Raw genomic sequence first — 17,037 nt, 5'->3', positions numbered from 1 at the left:
AGTCAACTCATTTACTCTAATATATAAAAGAGACTTTACTAAGTTCATTTGGTTAACCTTGATATTATATCGGCAGGTTTAATATTTTCTTTGACATTTTTTTAATCTTTTTCTAATCTTTTCATTGTGCTGGAGTGATATTTTGATTTTTTCTTCCGTACTGTCTGGGTAACTTGTTAAAGTTATTCTATCCGTATTGTTATTCACTAAAAGTTGTTCAGTAAAAAAATGACTAATATCATTTACAGTTAATGACAAGATGACTTGAATCAATTGCTGCTTTTCATCAAAGTTCGTTTCTTTATTACAAATAGCGGCCCAGAATCTTTGGCTTTTTATTCGTAAACTAGAGTCTTTTTCTTGTAATTGACTCGCCAGGCCTTGTTGAATATGCAGCCAATCATCGTCAGAAAAAAGCGTTAACTTCTCTAAAGACTGATTAATAAACCCGTTTATTTCTGTGACTAAAACATCAGCATTTATGTGTGGCGACTGAATATAAAAGGCGATACCAGGATAACGATTAATAGGAATAAACCCAACACCGACTAAATAGCCAAATTGCTTATCAGTTCGCATTTCTTGAAAAAAGAGTGGAGATAACACTTGGCCAGTGATCATGGTTATCGCTATTGTTTTTAAGTCTTTCTTTGAAAACGGATAATAAATAACAACAGCATGATCATGTTCTGGTAAATGCAAAGGAAGGTGAATGTCACCTTGGTCTTCAATATCAAGAACAGGTACATTAACGGCATACTTATCTGAATAATGATGACTAAATGCTGCTTTTAATTGTTCACTAAATTTCAATGCATGTTCAGGTACCCAGTTGCCATGCATTAACGCCTCAATAGTTATCCCATCAAATAAGTGCTTTCTAAAGGCTGTAAACTCTTTAAATGATGTGTTTTCCAGAGCATTGGCTAACTCATTACTTGTTGGGTTTTTAGGTTGCATTGTTGAGCTAAGAATCGAAAATAATTGTGAAATAGATTTACTGGTTTGCGCGTTATGCCAATGGTTAATTAATTGTTTTTTAAATAGCTCAAACTTTTCTTCTATAAAACTCGCGGTTACTAAACTTAATAATAATTGTTCAAGGAGCTTGTCTTGTTTAGTGCTAACGCCAGAGAGTTGTAGTGTCATTCCACCTTGATGCGAAAATAAATGATAATGAATACCCGCTAGTTCAGCGTCATAATGCTGTTCAATAACGGCATCACTATATAAGTCGACAAATAGCCGTGTCATCGCAATATGCTTACTGTCTTTTATGGTGAGTGGTGCATCAATACCGATATAAATATAACCTTTGGGTACTCTAAAGGTATTATCTTGTTTAAACCAAATAGATAAACCATCAATTTTTTCAATTAAATCAGGGGTGCTTTTATGTTGTTTACTAACCGGAGTAGAAGCGTATATTTTAGGCGATTTTACGATATAAGGATTACTTAGCGGTAAAGAAAGGTCATGAGTTATTACTTCATTTTCCCAGTTTGTAATTTGCATAGGACTGATTTTTTCAATACTAAAGGGGACTTGGTACCAAAAACTATTTTTATCAAATTCATTTTGCGCACTAATATGAATAATGCGCATATTACTTGCTGATAAGTAGCCCAACAAGACATTGATTTCTTGTTGTTGCATACCATCCATTATGTAATCACCGTAAATATAATCTTCGGACTCGTAATGCTGCATGTTAATAACTAACTGACACACAGAATCTAAGGGTTTTAGTTTTTCTTGGTAATTGAACGATAAGTTAGCGATTGCCTGCTTTTCTTGATAATAAAACTCATCAACAGGTTTGCTTTTCATTAAATTTAAGTAAGAAAAAATACTGCTAATAATTTTGTTAATATGCTGCTCACCTAATTCAGTAAGCGAAATACTTAAATTGAAATCTTTAAAGTTTGATCCATTTACGCCTGAGCCTGCGGTTAAGCTAAGTGCCCAACGCTGTTTTTTAAGATAAGACAATATACTGCCTTTACCCTCATGACCCAGTAAATAGGTCAAAATAGATTCTGGTTTGTTACGGTAGTAGGGATCAATGCTGGGCATTGCAAAACTAACAATAAGTTGCCTATCATTCTTTACCGGTTTTACATTTATTTTTATTTGTTGGTGCTCAGGTAAATAAAGCGGTATATCTATTGTTTTGGGAGTTGAAGTTGCGGCTTTTATATCGGCAAATTTATTCTTTGCTAATTGCGATAATTCATCAAGTGACTGTGGGCCCTCTAATACAAGTGTCATTATGTTGGCGCGGTAATGTTGTTGAAAAAAATCACGTATTTCGGTTGTCAGGTCACTTTCTTTTCTGTCGGCTAGTGTATCAATTGAACCAACCGAGAATTTTGAAAAAGGATGTGCTTGATTGATGGTTTCTTTGTGCACGTCGTACAAACGACGAATATCATCTTTGAGTTTTAGTTTAAACTCAGCATCTACATTCTGGCGCTCTTTCTCAACAAACTCTTTTGAAAGTAATGGGCTAATAAAAAACTGACTAAAGCGATCGAGTGCAAAGGTAAAATGTTGGTGATGAATGTCAAAGAAAAAGCAGGTGTGCTCTGTTGCGGTCCAAGCATTATTACTACCACCGTGTTGACTAATATATTTTTGATATTCACTACCGTCAGGGTAAGACTTAGTACCTAAAAACAGCATATGTTCTAGAAAGTGAGCTAAACCTTCTCGGTCTGTGGGGTCACTGAAATGTCCAATATTTACTGCTAATGCAGCCGCTGATTTATTGGTTTGCTCATTATGAATTACTAGAACACGCAAGCCGTTTGATAGAGTTAACGTTTTATATTGCTTGCTGTCATTTGGGCTTTGTTTCAATATATGCTCCGGCAAACACTGCAACAACCTTATTGGTGACGGACACTGGTAAGGTAAGCGTTTGTTTCTAAAATTATTTTATTTATTCAGTTAAATTACCTGATGCATTAACTGGAGTCTAATGTATTCTTAATTTTTATATTAATTATCTATACTATAGACCGAAATAAACGCTAAAATGCAGGCGATTTGAAAAAATGATGTTATTTGGAAAATTTATGCGAATATTTGTTATGCGACATGGTCAAGCTCAATCGATGGCTCCTTCTGATCAATGTCGTGAATTAACCTTTCTAGGTAAGCGTGAAGCTGAAAATATGGCAAGTAGGTTAGTCGATAAAAAAGTGCACTTTGACGCCATTTTTGTCAGCCCTTATGTTCGCGCTCAACAAACCGCAAAAATTGTAAAAAACGGCTTAGCGACTGCAACGAGTTTAACCACACTTGAATTTATCACACCAGAAGATTCCGCAGATAAAATGCGTAATTACCTTGAGTTAACTTTTATTGATAATGCACAAGCAAATATACTGATTGTATCGCATATGCCTCTGGTCAGTTATTTGGTGGCAGAGTTTACTTGTGGTCAGCATGCGCCGCTATTTGAAACCGCTTCTATTGCTGAAATTAGTTATAATATCAGTACAATGCGAGGGCAGTTAATAGCTCATACGTCACCTGCTAGCCTTTAGATTTATCGCTAGACAAGATCTGCGAAGCGATCATTGAGTTCAACGAGTACTAATAAAGCACCATTACCACCCCATTCAAGTGGTGCTTGATGAAAAGCCATTACATCAGGGTGTTGCACTAGCCAATGGGGAACTTTATTTTTCAGTACCTTTGAACCTAAACCATGCACAATACATACACACTTTGCATGTTCTTTTTTACATGCGTACATCAATGCAGCAATTTCTAATTTTGCTGTTTTCTGATTTAAACCATGTAGGTCTAAAATTAAATCGGGTGCATACCGACCACGTCTTAGATTTTTAGCCTCAAAGCTGTCAACATCCTCACGAACATATTTCATCGGACCTTGTTGATTCAAGTTTGGTTCAAATTCATCAGAAAAATAAAACTCAGCATGCTGTTTCTTCTTTGCATTAACTTTTGTTTTAGCCATTTGTAATGATTGACTTTGTACGTGCTTTTTAATCGGAGCAATTTTATCTTGCACGATTGGTTTTACTTTACCGATCGCTTGCTTGAATAAGTCAATCTCATGGGAAGTTAAGGCTTCTTTAAATTTCATGTTTGAAACTACATTCTTAATGATAATAGGGAAAACAATTTAAATTCTAAAAACATCTGTGGGCAATAACAAGCAAAAGGTTATAATATGCCTCATAAATTGCTAGATAATAGAGAATAGATGTGAACGAAGTTGATTTTTCACCAATTAAAGATGAACTACATACCATTGGTGATTATTTACGTTTTGCCACCAGTGAATTTAATCAAGCTGAACTTTTTTTTGGTCACGGTACTAATAATGCGTGGCACGAAGCAATAACCTTAGTGATGTTTGCTTTAAATTTACCGGAAGAATTAAGTGAACAAGTCTTTAATTGTCGATTAACTTCACACGAAAAATCAACCGTGTTGGCTTTAGTTGAACGACGCATTATTGAACAACTGCCAGCCGCCTATTTAACGAATCAGGCTCAGTTTGTTGGTTTACCTTTTTATGTTGATGAGCGCGTTTTAGTGCCTCGTTCGCCCATTGGTGAATTAATTGAACAACACTTTTTACCCACTTTTTCTCAAAAGAACCCTCCAAAACGTATTCTTGATTTATGCACCGGCAGTGGCTGTATTGCTATTGCTTGCGCCGTCGCTTTTCCTGAAGCAGAGGTTGATGCACTCGATTTATCGATTGATGCACTTAACGTTGCACAAATTAATATTGAAAATCATGGATTAACAGAACAAGTTATTCCAATTCAATCTGACGTTTTCTCTGGGGTTGATGGACTAACGTATGATTTAATCGTTACTAATCCACCTTATGTTGATCAAGAAGACGTTGACGCATTACCGCAAGAATACCTGCATGAACCCGAAATGGGTTTAGGGTCGGGTGTCGATGGCTTAGATATCGTTCGTGAAATCCTTGCACAAGCGGCTAACCACCTAAATGAAAAAGGCGTTTTAATTTGCGAAGTGGGGAACTCTCAAATTCATGTTGAGCATGTCTACCCGCAAGTACCTTTTACTTGGTTAACGTTTAAAAATGGTGGTCATGGTGTGTTTATGTTGACTAAGGAACAGTTAATAAATCATGCGAATAGTTTCACACAAGCATTTGAAAAAAAGTAATTCAGTTCAATTTCCGTAATTGTATATTCAAATAATAGAGAGAAGATATATTCATGTCAGGCAATACTTTTGGAAAATTATTTACCGTAACATCATTTGGTGAAAGCCATGGATTAGGTTTAGGTGCAATTATTGATGGTTGTCCGCCAGGTTTAGCGTTATCAGAAGCTGATTTACAAGATGACCTTGACCGTCGTCGTCCTGGGACTTCTCGTTATACCACTGCTCGTCGTGAACCTGATCAAGTTAAAATAATGTCTGGTGTTTTTGAAGGAAAAACAACGGGAACACCTATTGGTTTACTCATTGAAAATACCGACCAACGTTCAAAAGATTACGGCAATATCGCGCAAAGTTTCCGTCCGGGTCATGCCGATTATACTTATTGGCAAAAATACGGTATTCGTGATTATCGCGGTGGCGGAAGATCATCAGCACGTGAAACCGCAATGCGAGTTGCGGCAGGTGCTGTAGCTAAAAAATACTTAAAAGAAAAGTTTAATGTCGACATTCAAGGGTGTGTTACTCAGATAGGCGACGTTTGCGCAACTAACATTGACTGGAACATTGTAGAAAATAACCCTTTCTTCTTTCCCGATGTAACTAAGCTTGATGCGTTAGATGAGCTACTGCGCGGCATTATCCGTGAGAAAGACTCCATTGGCGCTAAAATAATGGTGCGAGCCACTAACGTGCCCGTTGGTTTAGGTGAACCTATTTTTGATCGTATGGATGCTGATATTGCTCATGCGCTTATGGGAATAAACGCTGTTAAAGGTGTTGAGATTGGCGATGGTTTTGCGGTGGTAAACCAAAGAGGTTCAGAGCACCGTGACGAATTAACTCCAGAGGGTTTTGCCAGTAATCATAGTGGGGGTATTTTAGGTGGAATTTCATCAGGACAAAGTATTGTTGCTAACATTGCAATGAAACCCACTTCAAGTATTGGAGTCAGTGGCAAAACGATTGATTTAGCTGGAAAAGCAACAGACTTAGTCACCAAAGGTCGTCATGATCCTTGTGTTGGCATTCGTGCGGTTCCTATTGCCGAAGCTATGTTAGCACTAACGCTGATGGACCATTTTTTACGCCATCGTGGACAAAACGCTGATGTTATTTGTGTTACACCTGATATTGAATCCTAGTCAGTGATTTTTATTGAAAGCCAAAAGTAATGACATCGGATAAATTTGTAAGGCTTTCTTCGAGTTACTTTTGGTACTTTGCTATTTTAGGTCTGATTATTCCCTTCTTACCTATTTTTCTTGATGCAAAAAGCTTTAGTTCAATTGAAATAGGTGAAATTCTTGCGATTATTACTGCTACTAAAATCATCGGTCCTACCTTCTGGGCTTTCGCAGCTGATAAATCAGGTAAACAATTATCAATTATTCGCAGTGGTTCGCTGTTAGCTCTACTGAGTTTTTCACTGCTTTTCTGGTTAAACGGTTATTGGCCAATTGTTTTTTGTTTAGCGGTTTTTAGTTTGTTTTGGACCGCTGTTTTACCCCAACTTGAAGTGCTTACCCTTAACTCAATTCGACGTAGTGCAAAAATTTATGCACGTATTCGCTTGTGGGGGAGTATTGGTTTTATTTTTTTAGCGGTTCTCGCTGGAGACTTAATAGAGCGATATTCTGCAGATGCATTTACTTATTTAGGTGTATTTGTGCTGGCAGGATTATTTCTTTCAAGCATGAAATTAACCCCTGCGAAAATTACAAGAAATAGTGTTAAGCCGTTAGAAAAAATCATTGATAAAATTCTTTGTCGCTCGTTTATATGCTTTTTTCTTGCGGGCTTGATGTTACAAATGAGTTTTGGTCCTTATTATGGTTTCTTTGCGCTTTATCTTCGAGAGCTGGCTTACCCTGGTTTTGCGGTTGGTATATTCATTACCATATCAGTAATGGCCGAGATCCTTATTTTTATCTATGCGAGCGTATTCTTCCGATATTTTTCTTTGAAAACGCTGTTAGCCATGAGTATATTATTAACATCTGTTCGTTGGCTTATGACCGGTAATTTTGCGGATGTTATCTGGGTTCTAGCACTCGTTCAGTGCATACATGCACTTAGTTTTGGTTTGTACCACAGTGTTTCTATTCAATTTATTCATCGACATTTCAATGATGACCAACAAAACCGTGGTCAAGCAATCTATATTGGCGGTGTCTATGGGTTAGGTGGTGCAATTGGTGCTTATATAGCAGGTAATGTTTGGCAAGGAGGGCAAGGCAGCGAACTTGCCTATAATCTTGCCGCGTTTGCTGCATTAGTTGGATTTCTGTTTGTTTTACTTATGCCTGATAATCGAATAAATGACAAAAAATAACAATAATGACACTAAACAGTGCATTATATTATTGCCAAAGAATATCTATTATTAAATTAATTACCCTCGCTTCACCCTTATTATTAAGTGTATTGGATAATCATGAAGTTTATTTTCTGGTTCGGGATCTTAATAAATGGATTTAGTTTTTCCTGTTTAGCTGAAAGAATTAACGTTGCTATGGAACCCTTCCCCCGTTTGTTAATGCGCAGGGTACAGGGCTAACTATTGACATGCTTCACGCTATTGTAAAAATTTCTGACCGCGAGTTTAATATTGAGATCATGACCTATCCACGCGCTAAACATCAGTTAAAGCAACAACGTGTTGAAATAGCGTGTCACACGCCTAAAGATTTAGAAACTGTTGATTTTTATCTTTATGCACAAGAACTAAACTGGAAAATAGACACCTCTTCTGATATTTTTACTTTTGATCGTAAATTTTTTGACTTATCGCTACTTCAAAAAGCCCAATGGGTACGACTATTGGAAATGCTGACTTTTTAGCAAGTCAAATGAAAATTCGGCGAGATATGTTTATTCAAACGGCGACCCTTCGACAACTTGTTGATATGTTGGTTAAGCGAAGTATTAGTATTTGAAAGGGTATCGGTGATGACGTTGTTACAAGAGAAGAAAGTGCAGGGGGTTATTATCAAACCCTTGGTGCAGTAACAGCTAGTATTGCTGTTTATAGAGATTCACAGGGGGAAAGTTAAAAAAAAAGCTCGATGCTCTTATCAATCAACTACCTTTAGACGCTATTTTTCTGGTTACTTTCAATACAGCAATTTACCAGAAAGCGGTAAAGTACCCATTGTTAATTAACTCGATGGCATGAGTAATTATAATGAACTTCAGTCTTACCATTAATGACAAGACTGAAGTTTATTCAACTCAACTAGTTTGCATCTATAAGAATGGGCTCTCCTAAACCTAATGCTTTCAAACCCTCCATCTGCGTTTTAGCATCTCCAACCACGAGATAAATCATTTTTTCATGGCGTAAATGTTCATTCGCTAACGATTTAATATTCTCTAATGTTAAGCTTTCAACTAATGTTGCTCGCTCTAGTATATAGTTTGCAGGCAAATTGTATTGGCTCATACTTTGTAATATCGCCAGTTTTGCGTTGTATGTTTCAAACTTTCTCGCATTACTTTTTAAATAATAACTTTTAGTTGTGGCTAAATCTTTGTCATTAAAGTCATTTTGATATTTTTCAACCAGATCTTTAATTAATGCAATTGCTTCTAGTGTTACATTCGTGCGAACACCACTACTAATAATAAACTCTCCACTTGTTTTACTCCCGCTATAGCTCGAACGTACACCGTAGGTGTAGCCTTTGCCTTCGCGCAACTCTTGTGTAAGTTTTGAAGCAAAGCTGCCACCACCTAAAATATAATTCATTACTTGAGCACTATAAAAATCTTTATGCATAGCATTCATGGCAGGAAAGCCAATTCTGAGTTGAGATTGTTTAGCATCGGGGACATCATAGAAATAGATTTTTGATTCTTTGGGTGGTACCGGCGCTAAAACCTCAGGTAATACGGCATTTTTTTTCAACCAATTATGTTCTAATTTTTGAAAAGCAGCTAATACTGCTGTTTCGTTTATATCTCCAACAATATGAATGTTAGTTAAATTTGGTGACAGTTTTGTTTCATAAAAGGCTTTTAAATCAGTTAACGTTATTTTTTCAAGTGAAGCTAATGTGCCCAATAGATTGTTCGATAAAATACTCGACTTACCATAGAGCAATCTATTCATTTGATTGTCTGCTAATTGATTAGGATTCGTTTGTTGCTGTTTTATTTGGCTGATTATGTCTTGTTTGGTCAGCGTAAACTCTTTCTCATCCCACCGAGGTGCTAAGATCATTTCTGTTATTAAATCGACTGTTGCTTGATGATTTCTTGCTAAAGTACTTGCTGATATTTTTATTGACTCTGGCGTTGCATAAACACTAATTGTAGCGCCAAGCTTATTAATTGCTTCTTCAAGTTGTTGTGGTGTTTTATTTTTAGTGCCTTTGTTCATCAGTTCAGCGACTAAATTCGCGACACCGACTCGGTCAATATCATCAAATAGCATCCCTCCAGCGATATCTATATTGAACTGCACCAGTGGAACTTCATTGTTCTTGATACCATAAATATGTAACCCGTTGGTTAACGTGTCTTGCCAAACTTTAGGTACCGATAGTGTCGGCGATTTACCATAGGCAGGTTCATTTGAACGGTCGAAACTTGAAGGTGTTTTGATATACGTTGATTGCTGTGAAGCATCAAAACTTTGTTCTGCGTTAGCGACAATTTTTTCTTCAGTTATTTGTGCCTTTACTGAATTTTCTAACGCTAGATTTTGCTGCCCCTTTGGTACAAAACTTGTGGCAACAACATATTTATTTTTAATATATTTATTATAAACACGTAAAACATCTTCTTTACTCACCGCCAAAATGTTTTTAGCTTCTTGGTTAATAAAACCAGGATCTTTCGTAAAAATATTATATTGTGCTAATTGGAAGCCTTTACCTAAAACGCTTGAAAGCCCCCGATAAAAAGCAGTTTCTTGTCCTGCTTTTATGGTGGCGAGGTCTTCATCACTAAAGCCTTTTTTTTCAAATTTGAGAAATGCTTCGCTGATCGCTTTGTTAATATTATTTAAATTAGTATTTTCAAAGCCTCTTACTTTCAACATGAGTTGACCGGCTAACTCTGATTGATAGTGGTACATAGTAACGCGAGACGTTAGCGTTAATTCATCAATTAATTTTTGATTTAATAGCGCTTTTTTACCATCACTGAGTAATTCAACTAATACTTGTAAGGCATAACTGTCTGGATGATATTGAGGGATAGTTGGCCAAGTTAAGCTGAGCTCTGGTAATTTAGCGAAGTTATCTTCATGATATATTTTCTTGGTTTTTGTTAAGTTTGCTGACTGTTTGGCGAGAGGTTCGATTTTTTCACCCGCATCAATTTCATCAAAATATTTATGAACCCAAGCTTTCGCTTCAGCTTCATCAAAATCACCTGCAATCACCAAGGTCACATTATTGGGCACATACCAACTCTTAAAGAAGTCCTTAACATCTTGAAGTGTTGAATTTTGTAAATCGATTAAAGACCCAATAACTTGCCAGTTGTATGGATGATTTTCAGGATAAAGGTTTTTATCGATAACATACTGAGTATGGCCATAAGGTCGGTTGTCATTACTTTGTCGTTTTTCATTTTTTACAACTTGTTTTTCTTTTGCAAGTACTTGCTCGGTGACGGTATTTATAAAAAAACCAAGTTTGTCAGCTTCTGCCCAAATCATTTTTTCTAAAGCATCACTGGGTACGGTTTGAAAGTAATTTGTTCTATCACGACTAGTTGACCCATTTGCGCCTGAGCCACCAATTTGTGCACTCATTTTGTCTAAACCTCCTTTTCCAAGGTTTTCAGACTCGAGAAATAACAAGTGTTCGAACAAATGAGCAAAGCCAGTTCTTCCTTGAATTTCACGAGCAGACCCAACATGTGCAGTTAACGCTACAGCAACAACAGGGTCTGAACGGTCGATATGAAAAACGACTTCTAAGCCATTATCTAAAACAAACTTATGGTATTTAATATCTATAGCGCTATTTGCTGAAGAAGATTTATTAATGCTTTGTTTGTTTAATGCGTTTTTTGATGGTGCTTCTATCGTATTACAGCCAGCTACTGATAAGGCGGTAATTATCGAAAAGCTTAGTGCAGTCCATTTCATTGGGAAACCTATTTTAATTATTATTTATTATTGCTGATATTGTGCCTGTTATTCGATAAAACACCAATAAAACCACTGTAAAAACGTAAAATCAATGTTAATTAATATTACCAAGGTATAAAAAAAGCGCTAAAAGCGCTTTTAAAAACAATAATAAATAATTTTTAATTATTTATTTAATGCTTCACCTAAATGTGGGCGTATATCTTTTAAAATAGTTTTTAATAAACGCGGGCACGCTGCAACGGTATTACCTGAAACAGTATGATTATGATCGCCTACAAAATCAGTGACTAAACCACCGGCTTCTATAATTAATAATTCACCTGCAGCAGATTCCCAAGGTTTTAACCCTATTTGAAAATAACCATCTACACGGCCAGCAGCGACATAAGCTAAGTCTAGAGCAGGAGAACCTGAACTACGTAAATCTGAAGATTTAGTAAATAATGTTTTAAACATTTCTAAATAAGCGTTGCTGTGTTGTTTATGCTTATATGGGAAGCCTGTGGCAACAATGGCACCAGAAAGTTCTTTATGTTGTTTTACACGGATTCGAAAACCATTAAGTTGTGCGCCTTTGCCACGGCTAGCTGTAAATAGCTCACCACGAGAAGGATCAAAAATAATCGCTTGATCTAGTTTGCCTTTTACTTTTAAAGCAATAGATACAGAAAAATGTGGAATGCCTTTAATAAAGTTTGTTGTACCGTTTATTGGATCAATAATCCATTGGAAGTTGTCATCTTTGCCTTTGATCACCCCACATTCTTCACCAACAATGGTGTGATCTGGGTATGATTTTTTTAATGTTTCAATAATGGCTTCTTCAGCGCTTAGGTCAGCACTCGTCACAAAATCATTTGTTCCTTTTGCTTGAACTTCAACTTTATCTAATTGTTCAATGGCACGAACAATAACTTTACCTGCGTTACGCGCAGCACGAATACCAATATTAAGCATAGGATGCATATAGAGACTACCTTTTACATATTTGTAAATAGAATTAAACAGTATAACAACTTTTATAAAGAACGAGGCTTGCCGCCGAGCGGATTTTCAAGCGCGAAAATTATAGCAAAGTTATCTGTAATTAGCGACACTGTTTTTTATAAAGAAGAATAAAGAAAAAATTTCATAGATGTTTAATAACTAACACATAATTTTTCGCACTAACTAATTTCAATAAACTTGATGATTTTTTCTGAGCACAAGGTTAATGTTCTGTGATAATATCATCGTCAATTTTAGCCATCTAGATAGTTAATACCAGTAGGTATAATTTATTTTATAAATTAACTATAAATTAACTATAAATTGAGTAATTGAAGATAATGTCAGAACAATCATCACTTTTAGGTAATGTTCGGATTGTATTAGTAAATACTTCCGATTGTCGTAATATTGGTTCGGCCGCACGTGCTATGAAAACGATGGGGTTAAGTGAACTTATATTAGTTGACCCTATAGAAATGCCAAATGGCCAAGCACAAGCTTTAGCCGCTGGGGCTACCGATGTATTAAAAAATGCAAAAGTAGTGAGCACTTTAGCTGAAGCGATCAGTGAATGCGGTTTGGTTGTCGGTACAAGTGCACGTTCTCGCACCTTACCTTGGCCTATGTTAGAGCCAAGAGGCTGTGGAGAAAAACTGGTAGAAGAGGCGCATAATTTTCCAGTGGCCTTAGTTTTTGGTCGTGAAAGTAGTGGTTTGACTAATGATGAGTTACAACTTTGTCATTTTCATGTTCAAATTCCTGCGAACCCGGATTACAGTTCATTAAACTTAGCGATGGCCGTGCAGACTTTAAGTTATGAAGTGCGGACCAGTTATTTAATTAATCAGCAAAAAGCATTTAAAGCGAAAGGTGAAAACCTCAGTAAAAATTTGCCAAAAAAAGAGCTTGATGAAGACGAGTATCCGATTATTGCTGAAACGGAGCGATTTTATCAACACTTTGAAGATGCGTTAAAAGCAACCGGTTTTATTGTGCCTACACATCCAGGTTTAGTGATGACTAAACTGCGTCGTTTATTTAACCGAGCGCGACCGGATGTAAAAGAAGTCAAGATGTTACGTGGAATATTAGCTTCCGTACAAAGAGCGGCTAAAGTAAACGAGAAAGAAAAAAATAAAGAATAATAAAAGTAAGTACTCATTATATTGGTGCTTATTTTCACCGATATATAGAAGGATATAATTATGTTCAGCCGTATCAGAGAAGACATTAAAAGTGTCTTTGACCGAGATCCCGCCGCTCGAAATACGTTAGAAGTGTTAACTAACTACCCAGGTATGCATGCTATTTGGATTCATCGTTTGAGTCATAAACTGTGGAAAAACAACTGGTATCTTCTTGCGCGCAGTTTATCAACCTTTTCTCGATGGATGACGGGGGTTGAAATTCATCCAGGGGCAACATTAGGTCGTCGGTTCTTTATTGATCACGGTATGGGAATTGTCATCGGTGAAACGGCTGAAATTGGAAACGATGTTACTTTATATCATGGCGTTACTTTAGGTGGGACAAGCTGGACTGCGGGTAAACGTCACCCAACGTTAGAAGATAATGTTGTTATAGGGGCTGGAGCACAAGTGCTTGGACCTATTACTATCGGTAAAGGTGGCAAGGTAGGTTCTAACTCTGTTGTGGTAAAAGATGTACCTGCAAATGGAACCGCTGTTGGTATTCCTGCACGTATTGTCAATGAAAAAAGTCAATCAGAAAAAGAGCAGCGTGACCAAGTTGCAAGAAAGTTTGGATTCGATGCTTATGCCGTTTCCGCTGATAACCCTGATCCGGTTGCTAAAGCTATTGGCCGTGTACTAGATCATATGCACTTGATGGATAAAAAGGTTGCTGACTTATGCAAAGAAGTAAATCAGCTCGGTGGTGAAGTTTGCCAAGAAGCATTACCCGAATTGAGTGTGGGTGAATTCGTTGATGATGAAAAGGCCGCCGCTCAACGTCGTGAAAAACGCGTAGCGTCATTTGATCCTGAAATATAATATAAACACCTTACCTGTTACGGATACTTCCTTCCATTAAACTGAGGGAATTCGCGACTAACTGACTCTTTTTCGAACAAACATATAATACTTGAGTAAAACACTCAGGTATTTAGTTGACTATTTTGTAGGGTTATGTAAAATTGTTGGTAATTCGATAGGGGTACACAATGAAACTGACTTCAAAAGGGCGTTACGCGGTAACTGCTATGTTAGATGTAGCAATTCACGCCGTAACTGGACCCGTACCTTTGGCTGATATTTCAGAGCGGCAGGGCATATCGTTGTCTTATTTAGAACAACTTTTCTCCCGCTTAAGAAAATATGGCTTGGTAAATAGTATTAGAGGCCCAGGTGGAGGTTATCGCCTTGGAATGTGCTCTGCAAAAATTTCTGTTGCTGATGTCATCAATGCTGTTGATGAATCCATTAAGGCGACGAGATGTGACGGTAAAGGTAATTGCCAAAATGGTGACGAATGCCTAACACACATGTTGTGGGAAGGCTTAAGTGACCGTATCGAAGATTTTTTAAAGAACATAACGTTGGCAGAGCTTGTTGAGCAAAGCAACGTGAAATTAGTGTCTAGACGACAAGATAAAGCGCATGCACAAGCCAATAAAACTATGCCGTCATTAGAAACATTAATTGAAACCAAAAACATTATGCACGACATGCACTAAATGCATGTTGTTAAACTGGAGAACGTTAGCGAATGAAGCTTCCTATTTATTTTGATTACTCAGCTACAACACCTGTAGATAAACGTGTTGCAGAAAAAATGATGCAGTATATGACTACTGACGGTTTTTACGGTAACCCTGCATCTCGTTCACACAAATTTGGCTGGCAAGCTGAAGAAGCGGTAGATATTGCGCGTAACCAAGTCGCTGACCTTCTTAATGCTGATCCGCGTGAAATTGTTTTCACCTCCGGAGCAACAGAGTCAAATAACTTAGCTATTAAAGGTGCTGCTAACTTTTATCGTAAAAAAGGTAAGCATGTTATTACCTGTAAAACAGAGCATAAAGCTGTTTTAGATACGTGCCGCGAATTAGAGCGTCAAGGCTTTGAAGTTACTTATTTAGATCCTGAAAGCAATGGCTTGATTGATCTTAATAAATTAGCAGATGCAATGCGTGATGACACAGTATTAGTAAGCATTATGCATGTAAATAATGAAATTGGCGTAATTCAAGATGTTGCTGCAATCGGTGAAATGTGTCGTGCACGTAAGATTGTTTTTCATGTCGATGGCGCACAAAGCGTTGGTAAAATTGAAGTAGATATGGAAAAGTTGAAAATTGATTTAATGTCAATTTCTGCACATAAATTCTACGGTCCAAAAGGTATGGGCGCAATGTATGTTCGTCGTAAGCCTCGTATTCGTCTTGAAGCGCAAATGCATGGTGGTGGACACGAACGTGGCATGCGTAGTGGCACATTACCTACGCATCAAATCGTTGGTTTAGGTGAAGCTTGTCGTATTGCTAAAGAAGAAATTACCCAAGACATCGCTCATGTAACTAAAATGCGCGACCGCTTATGGGCTGGCTTGAACACGATGGAACAAGTTTTTGTTAACGGAGATTTTGATAATCGCTACCCAGGTAACTTAAACGTAAGTTTTAATTTTGTTGAAGGTGAATCTTTGATTATGGCGCTTAAAGATTTAGCGGTATCTTCTGGTTCAGCCTGTACTTCTGCCAGTTTAGAGCCTTCGTACGTCTTACGTGCATTAGGTTTGAACGACGAAATGGCGCATAGCTCAATTCGTTTTAGCTTCGGTCGTTTTACGACTACTGAAGAAGTAGATTACGCGATTACACTTATTCAAAAATCAATTGGGCATTTACGTGATATGTCACCACTTTGGGAAATGTTCCAAGACGGTATTGATTTAGATTCAATTGAATGGGCTGCTCACTAAGCATCCCTAATGAAAATTTTACTGATGAACATACATTTTTGTATGGTTCATCGCTAATCAGGAGAGAAATAATGGCTTATTCAGAAAAAGTAATTGATCACTATGAAAACCCACGTAATGTTGGCTCAATGGATAAAAATGATCCACAAGTAGCAACAGGCATGGTTGGCGCACCCGCATGTGGTGACGTAATGAAGCTACAATTGAAAATTAACGCTGACGGTATTATCGAAGACGCTAAATTTAAAACTTATGGTTGTGGTTCTGCTATTGCGTCAAGTTCATTAGTAACGGAATGGGTGAAAGGTAAATCTATTGACGAAGCTGCGACGATTAAAAATACGGCAATTGCTGAAGAACTTGCTTTACCGCCAGTAAAAATTCATTGCTCTATTCTAGCGGAAGATGCTATCAAAGCAGCGATTGAAGATTATCGCACTAAAACTGCTTAGACCTCGGAGTTATTTATGAGTGTTACAATGACGAAAGACGCAGCAGACCGTGTTCAGTCATTTATTACCAATCGAGGCAAGGGTCTCGGTTTGCGTCTTGGTATTAAAACTACAGGATGTTCTGGTCTAGCTTATGTGATGGAATTTGTTGATGAGTTGAATGAAGACGATACATTGTTTTCTATCTCTGATGTGAATATTATTATCGACGGAAAAAGTTTAGTTTACCTTGATGGTATTGAAGTAGATTTTGTTAAGGAAGGTCTAAACGAAGGTTTTAAATTCACAAACCCAAATGCCAAAGGCGAATGTGGTTGTGGTGAAAGCTTTAACGTTTAAGTGATTTGTGAACGG

Annotated in this window: 15 protein-coding genes; 11 read left to right on the top strand and 4 right to left on the bottom strand. The window is 37.1% G+C overall.

From position 1 onward, the window contains the following. Positions 1–78: 78 nt before the first annotated feature. Positions 79–2,862 (bottom strand): insulinase family protein, encoded by a 2,784-nt coding sequence (locus H4J52_RS17455; protein ID WP_182225311.1) that lies wholly within the window; start codon positions 2,860–2,862, stop codon positions 79–81. A gap of 218 nt (positions 2,863–3,080) precedes the next feature. On the opposite strand from H4J52_RS17455, the gene sixA reads away from it, so the two are divergent. After that, positions 3,081–3,554 carry a phosphohistidine phosphatase SixA gene (gene sixA, locus H4J52_RS17450; RefSeq protein WP_182225310.1) on the top strand — a complete coding sequence of 158 codons (474 nt, stop codon included), beginning with the start codon at positions 3,081–3,083 and terminating at the stop codon, positions 3,552–3,554. An 8-nt stretch (positions 3,555–3,562) separates the two neighbouring features. On the opposite strand, the gene smrB is transcribed toward sixA, so the two are convergent. Next, the gene (gene smrB, locus H4J52_RS17445) at positions 3,563–4,120 is read right to left on the bottom strand and encodes an endonuclease SmrB (protein WP_182225309.1); all 558 of its coding nucleotides are present in this window, start codon (positions 4,118–4,120) and stop codon (positions 3,563–3,565) included. Positions 4,121–4,242: 122 nt separating this feature from the next. Between smrB and prmB the strand changes: the two genes are divergently transcribed. From prmB to H4J52_RS17425, 4 genes are all read left to right on the top strand, one after another. After that, positions 4,243–5,187: a 50S ribosomal protein L3 N(5)-glutamine methyltransferase gene (gene prmB, locus H4J52_RS17440; protein ID WP_182225308.1), complete on the top strand. Its 945-nt coding sequence runs from the start codon at positions 4,243–4,245 to the stop codon at positions 5,185–5,187. Positions 5,188–5,240: 53 nt separating this feature from the next. Then, positions 5,241–6,332, top strand: coding sequence for a chorismate synthase (gene aroC, locus H4J52_RS17435; RefSeq protein WP_182225307.1), 1,092 nt, complete (start codon positions 5,241–5,243; stop codon positions 6,330–6,332). 29 nt (positions 6,333–6,361) lie between these two features. Further along, positions 6,362–7,522: an MFS transporter gene (locus tag H4J52_RS17430; RefSeq protein WP_182225306.1), complete on the top strand. Its 1,161-nt coding sequence runs from the start codon at positions 6,362–6,364 to the stop codon at positions 7,520–7,522. A gap of 233 nt (positions 7,523–7,755) precedes the next feature. Beyond that, positions 7,756–8,031, top strand: coding sequence for a hypothetical protein (locus tag H4J52_RS17425; protein ID WP_182225305.1), 276 nt, complete (start codon positions 7,756–7,758; stop codon positions 8,029–8,031). 394 nt (positions 8,032–8,425) lie between these two features. Here H4J52_RS17425 and H4J52_RS17420 read toward each other — a convergent pair whose 3' ends face one another. Continuing rightward, positions 8,426–11,293 (bottom strand): pitrilysin family protein, encoded by a 2,868-nt coding sequence (locus H4J52_RS17420; protein WP_182225304.1) that lies wholly within the window; start codon positions 11,291–11,293, stop codon positions 8,426–8,428. 168 nt (positions 11,294–11,461) lie between these two features. Continuing rightward, positions 11,462–12,265 carry an inositol-1-monophosphatase gene (gene suhB, locus H4J52_RS17415; protein WP_182181985.1) on the bottom strand — a complete coding sequence of 268 codons (804 nt, stop codon included), beginning with the start codon at positions 12,263–12,265 and terminating at the stop codon, positions 11,462–11,464. A 362-nt stretch (positions 12,266–12,627) separates the two neighbouring features. Here suhB and trmJ point away from each other — a divergent pair, with 362 nt between their 5' ends. The 6 genes from trmJ (at position 12,628) to iscA (ending at position 17,022) form a co-directional block, all read left to right on the top strand. Beyond that, complete coding sequence (trmJ, locus tag H4J52_RS17410) at positions 12,628–13,434, top strand: tRNA (cytosine(32)/uridine(32)-2'-O)-methyltransferase TrmJ (protein ID WP_182181986.1); 807 nt, start codon at positions 12,628–12,630, stop codon at positions 13,432–13,434. 60 nt (positions 13,435–13,494) lie between these two features. After that, positions 13,495–14,301, top strand: coding sequence for a serine O-acetyltransferase (gene cysE / locus H4J52_RS17405; protein ID WP_182181987.1), 807 nt, complete (start codon positions 13,495–13,497; stop codon positions 14,299–14,301). Between the two features lie 170 nt (positions 14,302–14,471). Further along, on the top strand, positions 14,472–14,984 hold the full coding sequence (gene iscR / locus H4J52_RS17400) for a Fe-S cluster assembly transcriptional regulator IscR (protein WP_182181988.1): 513 nt from the start codon (positions 14,472–14,474) through the stop codon (positions 14,982–14,984). Positions 14,985–15,016: 32 nt separating this feature from the next. Further along, the gene (locus H4J52_RS17395; protein WP_182181989.1) at positions 15,017–16,231 is read left to right on the top strand and encodes an IscS subfamily cysteine desulfurase; all 1,215 of its coding nucleotides are present in this window, start codon (positions 15,017–15,019) and stop codon (positions 16,229–16,231) included. Positions 16,232–16,302: 71 nt separating this feature from the next. Beyond that, positions 16,303–16,683: a Fe-S cluster assembly scaffold IscU gene (gene iscU / locus H4J52_RS17390; RefSeq protein ID WP_182181990.1), complete on the top strand. Its 381-nt coding sequence runs from the start codon at positions 16,303–16,305 to the stop codon at positions 16,681–16,683. 15 nt (positions 16,684–16,698) lie between these two features. After that, on the top strand, positions 16,699–17,022 hold the full coding sequence (gene iscA / locus H4J52_RS17385) for an iron-sulfur cluster assembly protein IscA (RefSeq protein ID WP_070376089.1): 324 nt from the start codon (positions 16,699–16,701) through the stop codon (positions 17,020–17,022). Positions 17,023–17,037: the final 15 nt, after the last annotated feature.

Source organism: Colwellia sp. MB02u-14, from assembly GCF_014076915.1.
Taxonomy (GTDB): Bacteria; Pseudomonadota; Gammaproteobacteria; order Enterobacterales; family Alteromonadaceae; genus Colwellia_A.
This window is presented reverse-complemented; position numbering and strand designations above follow the sequence as displayed.

Excerpts from the sequence above, each read along its gene's own strand:
- H4J52_RS17430 (WP_182225306.1), top strand. The coding sequence starts at position 6,362 with ATGACATCGGATAAATTTGTAAGGCTTTCTTCGAGTTACTTTTGGTAC.
- aroC (WP_182225307.1), top strand. The coding sequence starts at position 5,241 with ATGTCAGGCAATACTTTTGGAAAATTATTTACCGTAACATCATTTGGT.
- smrB (WP_182225309.1), bottom strand. The coding sequence starts at position 4,120 with ATGAAATTTAAAGAAGCCTTAACTTCCCATGAGATTGACTTATTCAAG.
- cysE (WP_182181987.1), top strand. The coding sequence starts at position 13,495 with ATGTTCAGCCGTATCAGAGAAGACATTAAAAGTGTCTTTGACCGAGAT.
- suhB (WP_182181985.1), bottom strand. The coding sequence starts at position 12,265 with ATGCATCCTATGCTTAATATTGGTATTCGTGCTGCGCGTAACGCAGGT.
- H4J52_RS17425 (WP_182225305.1), top strand. The coding sequence starts at position 7,756 with ATGCTTCACGCTATTGTAAAAATTTCTGACCGCGAGTTTAATATTGAG.
- iscR (WP_182181988.1), top strand. The coding sequence starts at position 14,472 with ATGAAACTGACTTCAAAAGGGCGTTACGCGGTAACTGCTATGTTAGAT.
- iscA (WP_070376089.1), top strand. The coding sequence starts at position 16,699 with ATGAGTGTTACAATGACGAAAGACGCAGCAGACCGTGTTCAGTCATTT.
- sixA (WP_182225310.1), top strand. The coding sequence starts at position 3,081 with ATGCGAATATTTGTTATGCGACATGGTCAAGCTCAATCGATGGCTCCT.
- trmJ (WP_182181986.1), top strand. The coding sequence starts at position 12,628 with ATGTCAGAACAATCATCACTTTTAGGTAATGTTCGGATTGTATTAGTA.
- H4J52_RS17420 (WP_182225304.1), bottom strand. The coding sequence starts at position 11,293 with ATGAAATGGACTGCACTAAGCTTTTCGATAATTACCGCCTTATCAGTA.
- H4J52_RS17395 (WP_182181989.1), top strand. The coding sequence starts at position 15,017 with ATGAAGCTTCCTATTTATTTTGATTACTCAGCTACAACACCTGTAGAT.
- iscU (WP_182181990.1), top strand. The coding sequence starts at position 16,303 with ATGGCTTATTCAGAAAAAGTAATTGATCACTATGAAAACCCACGTAAT.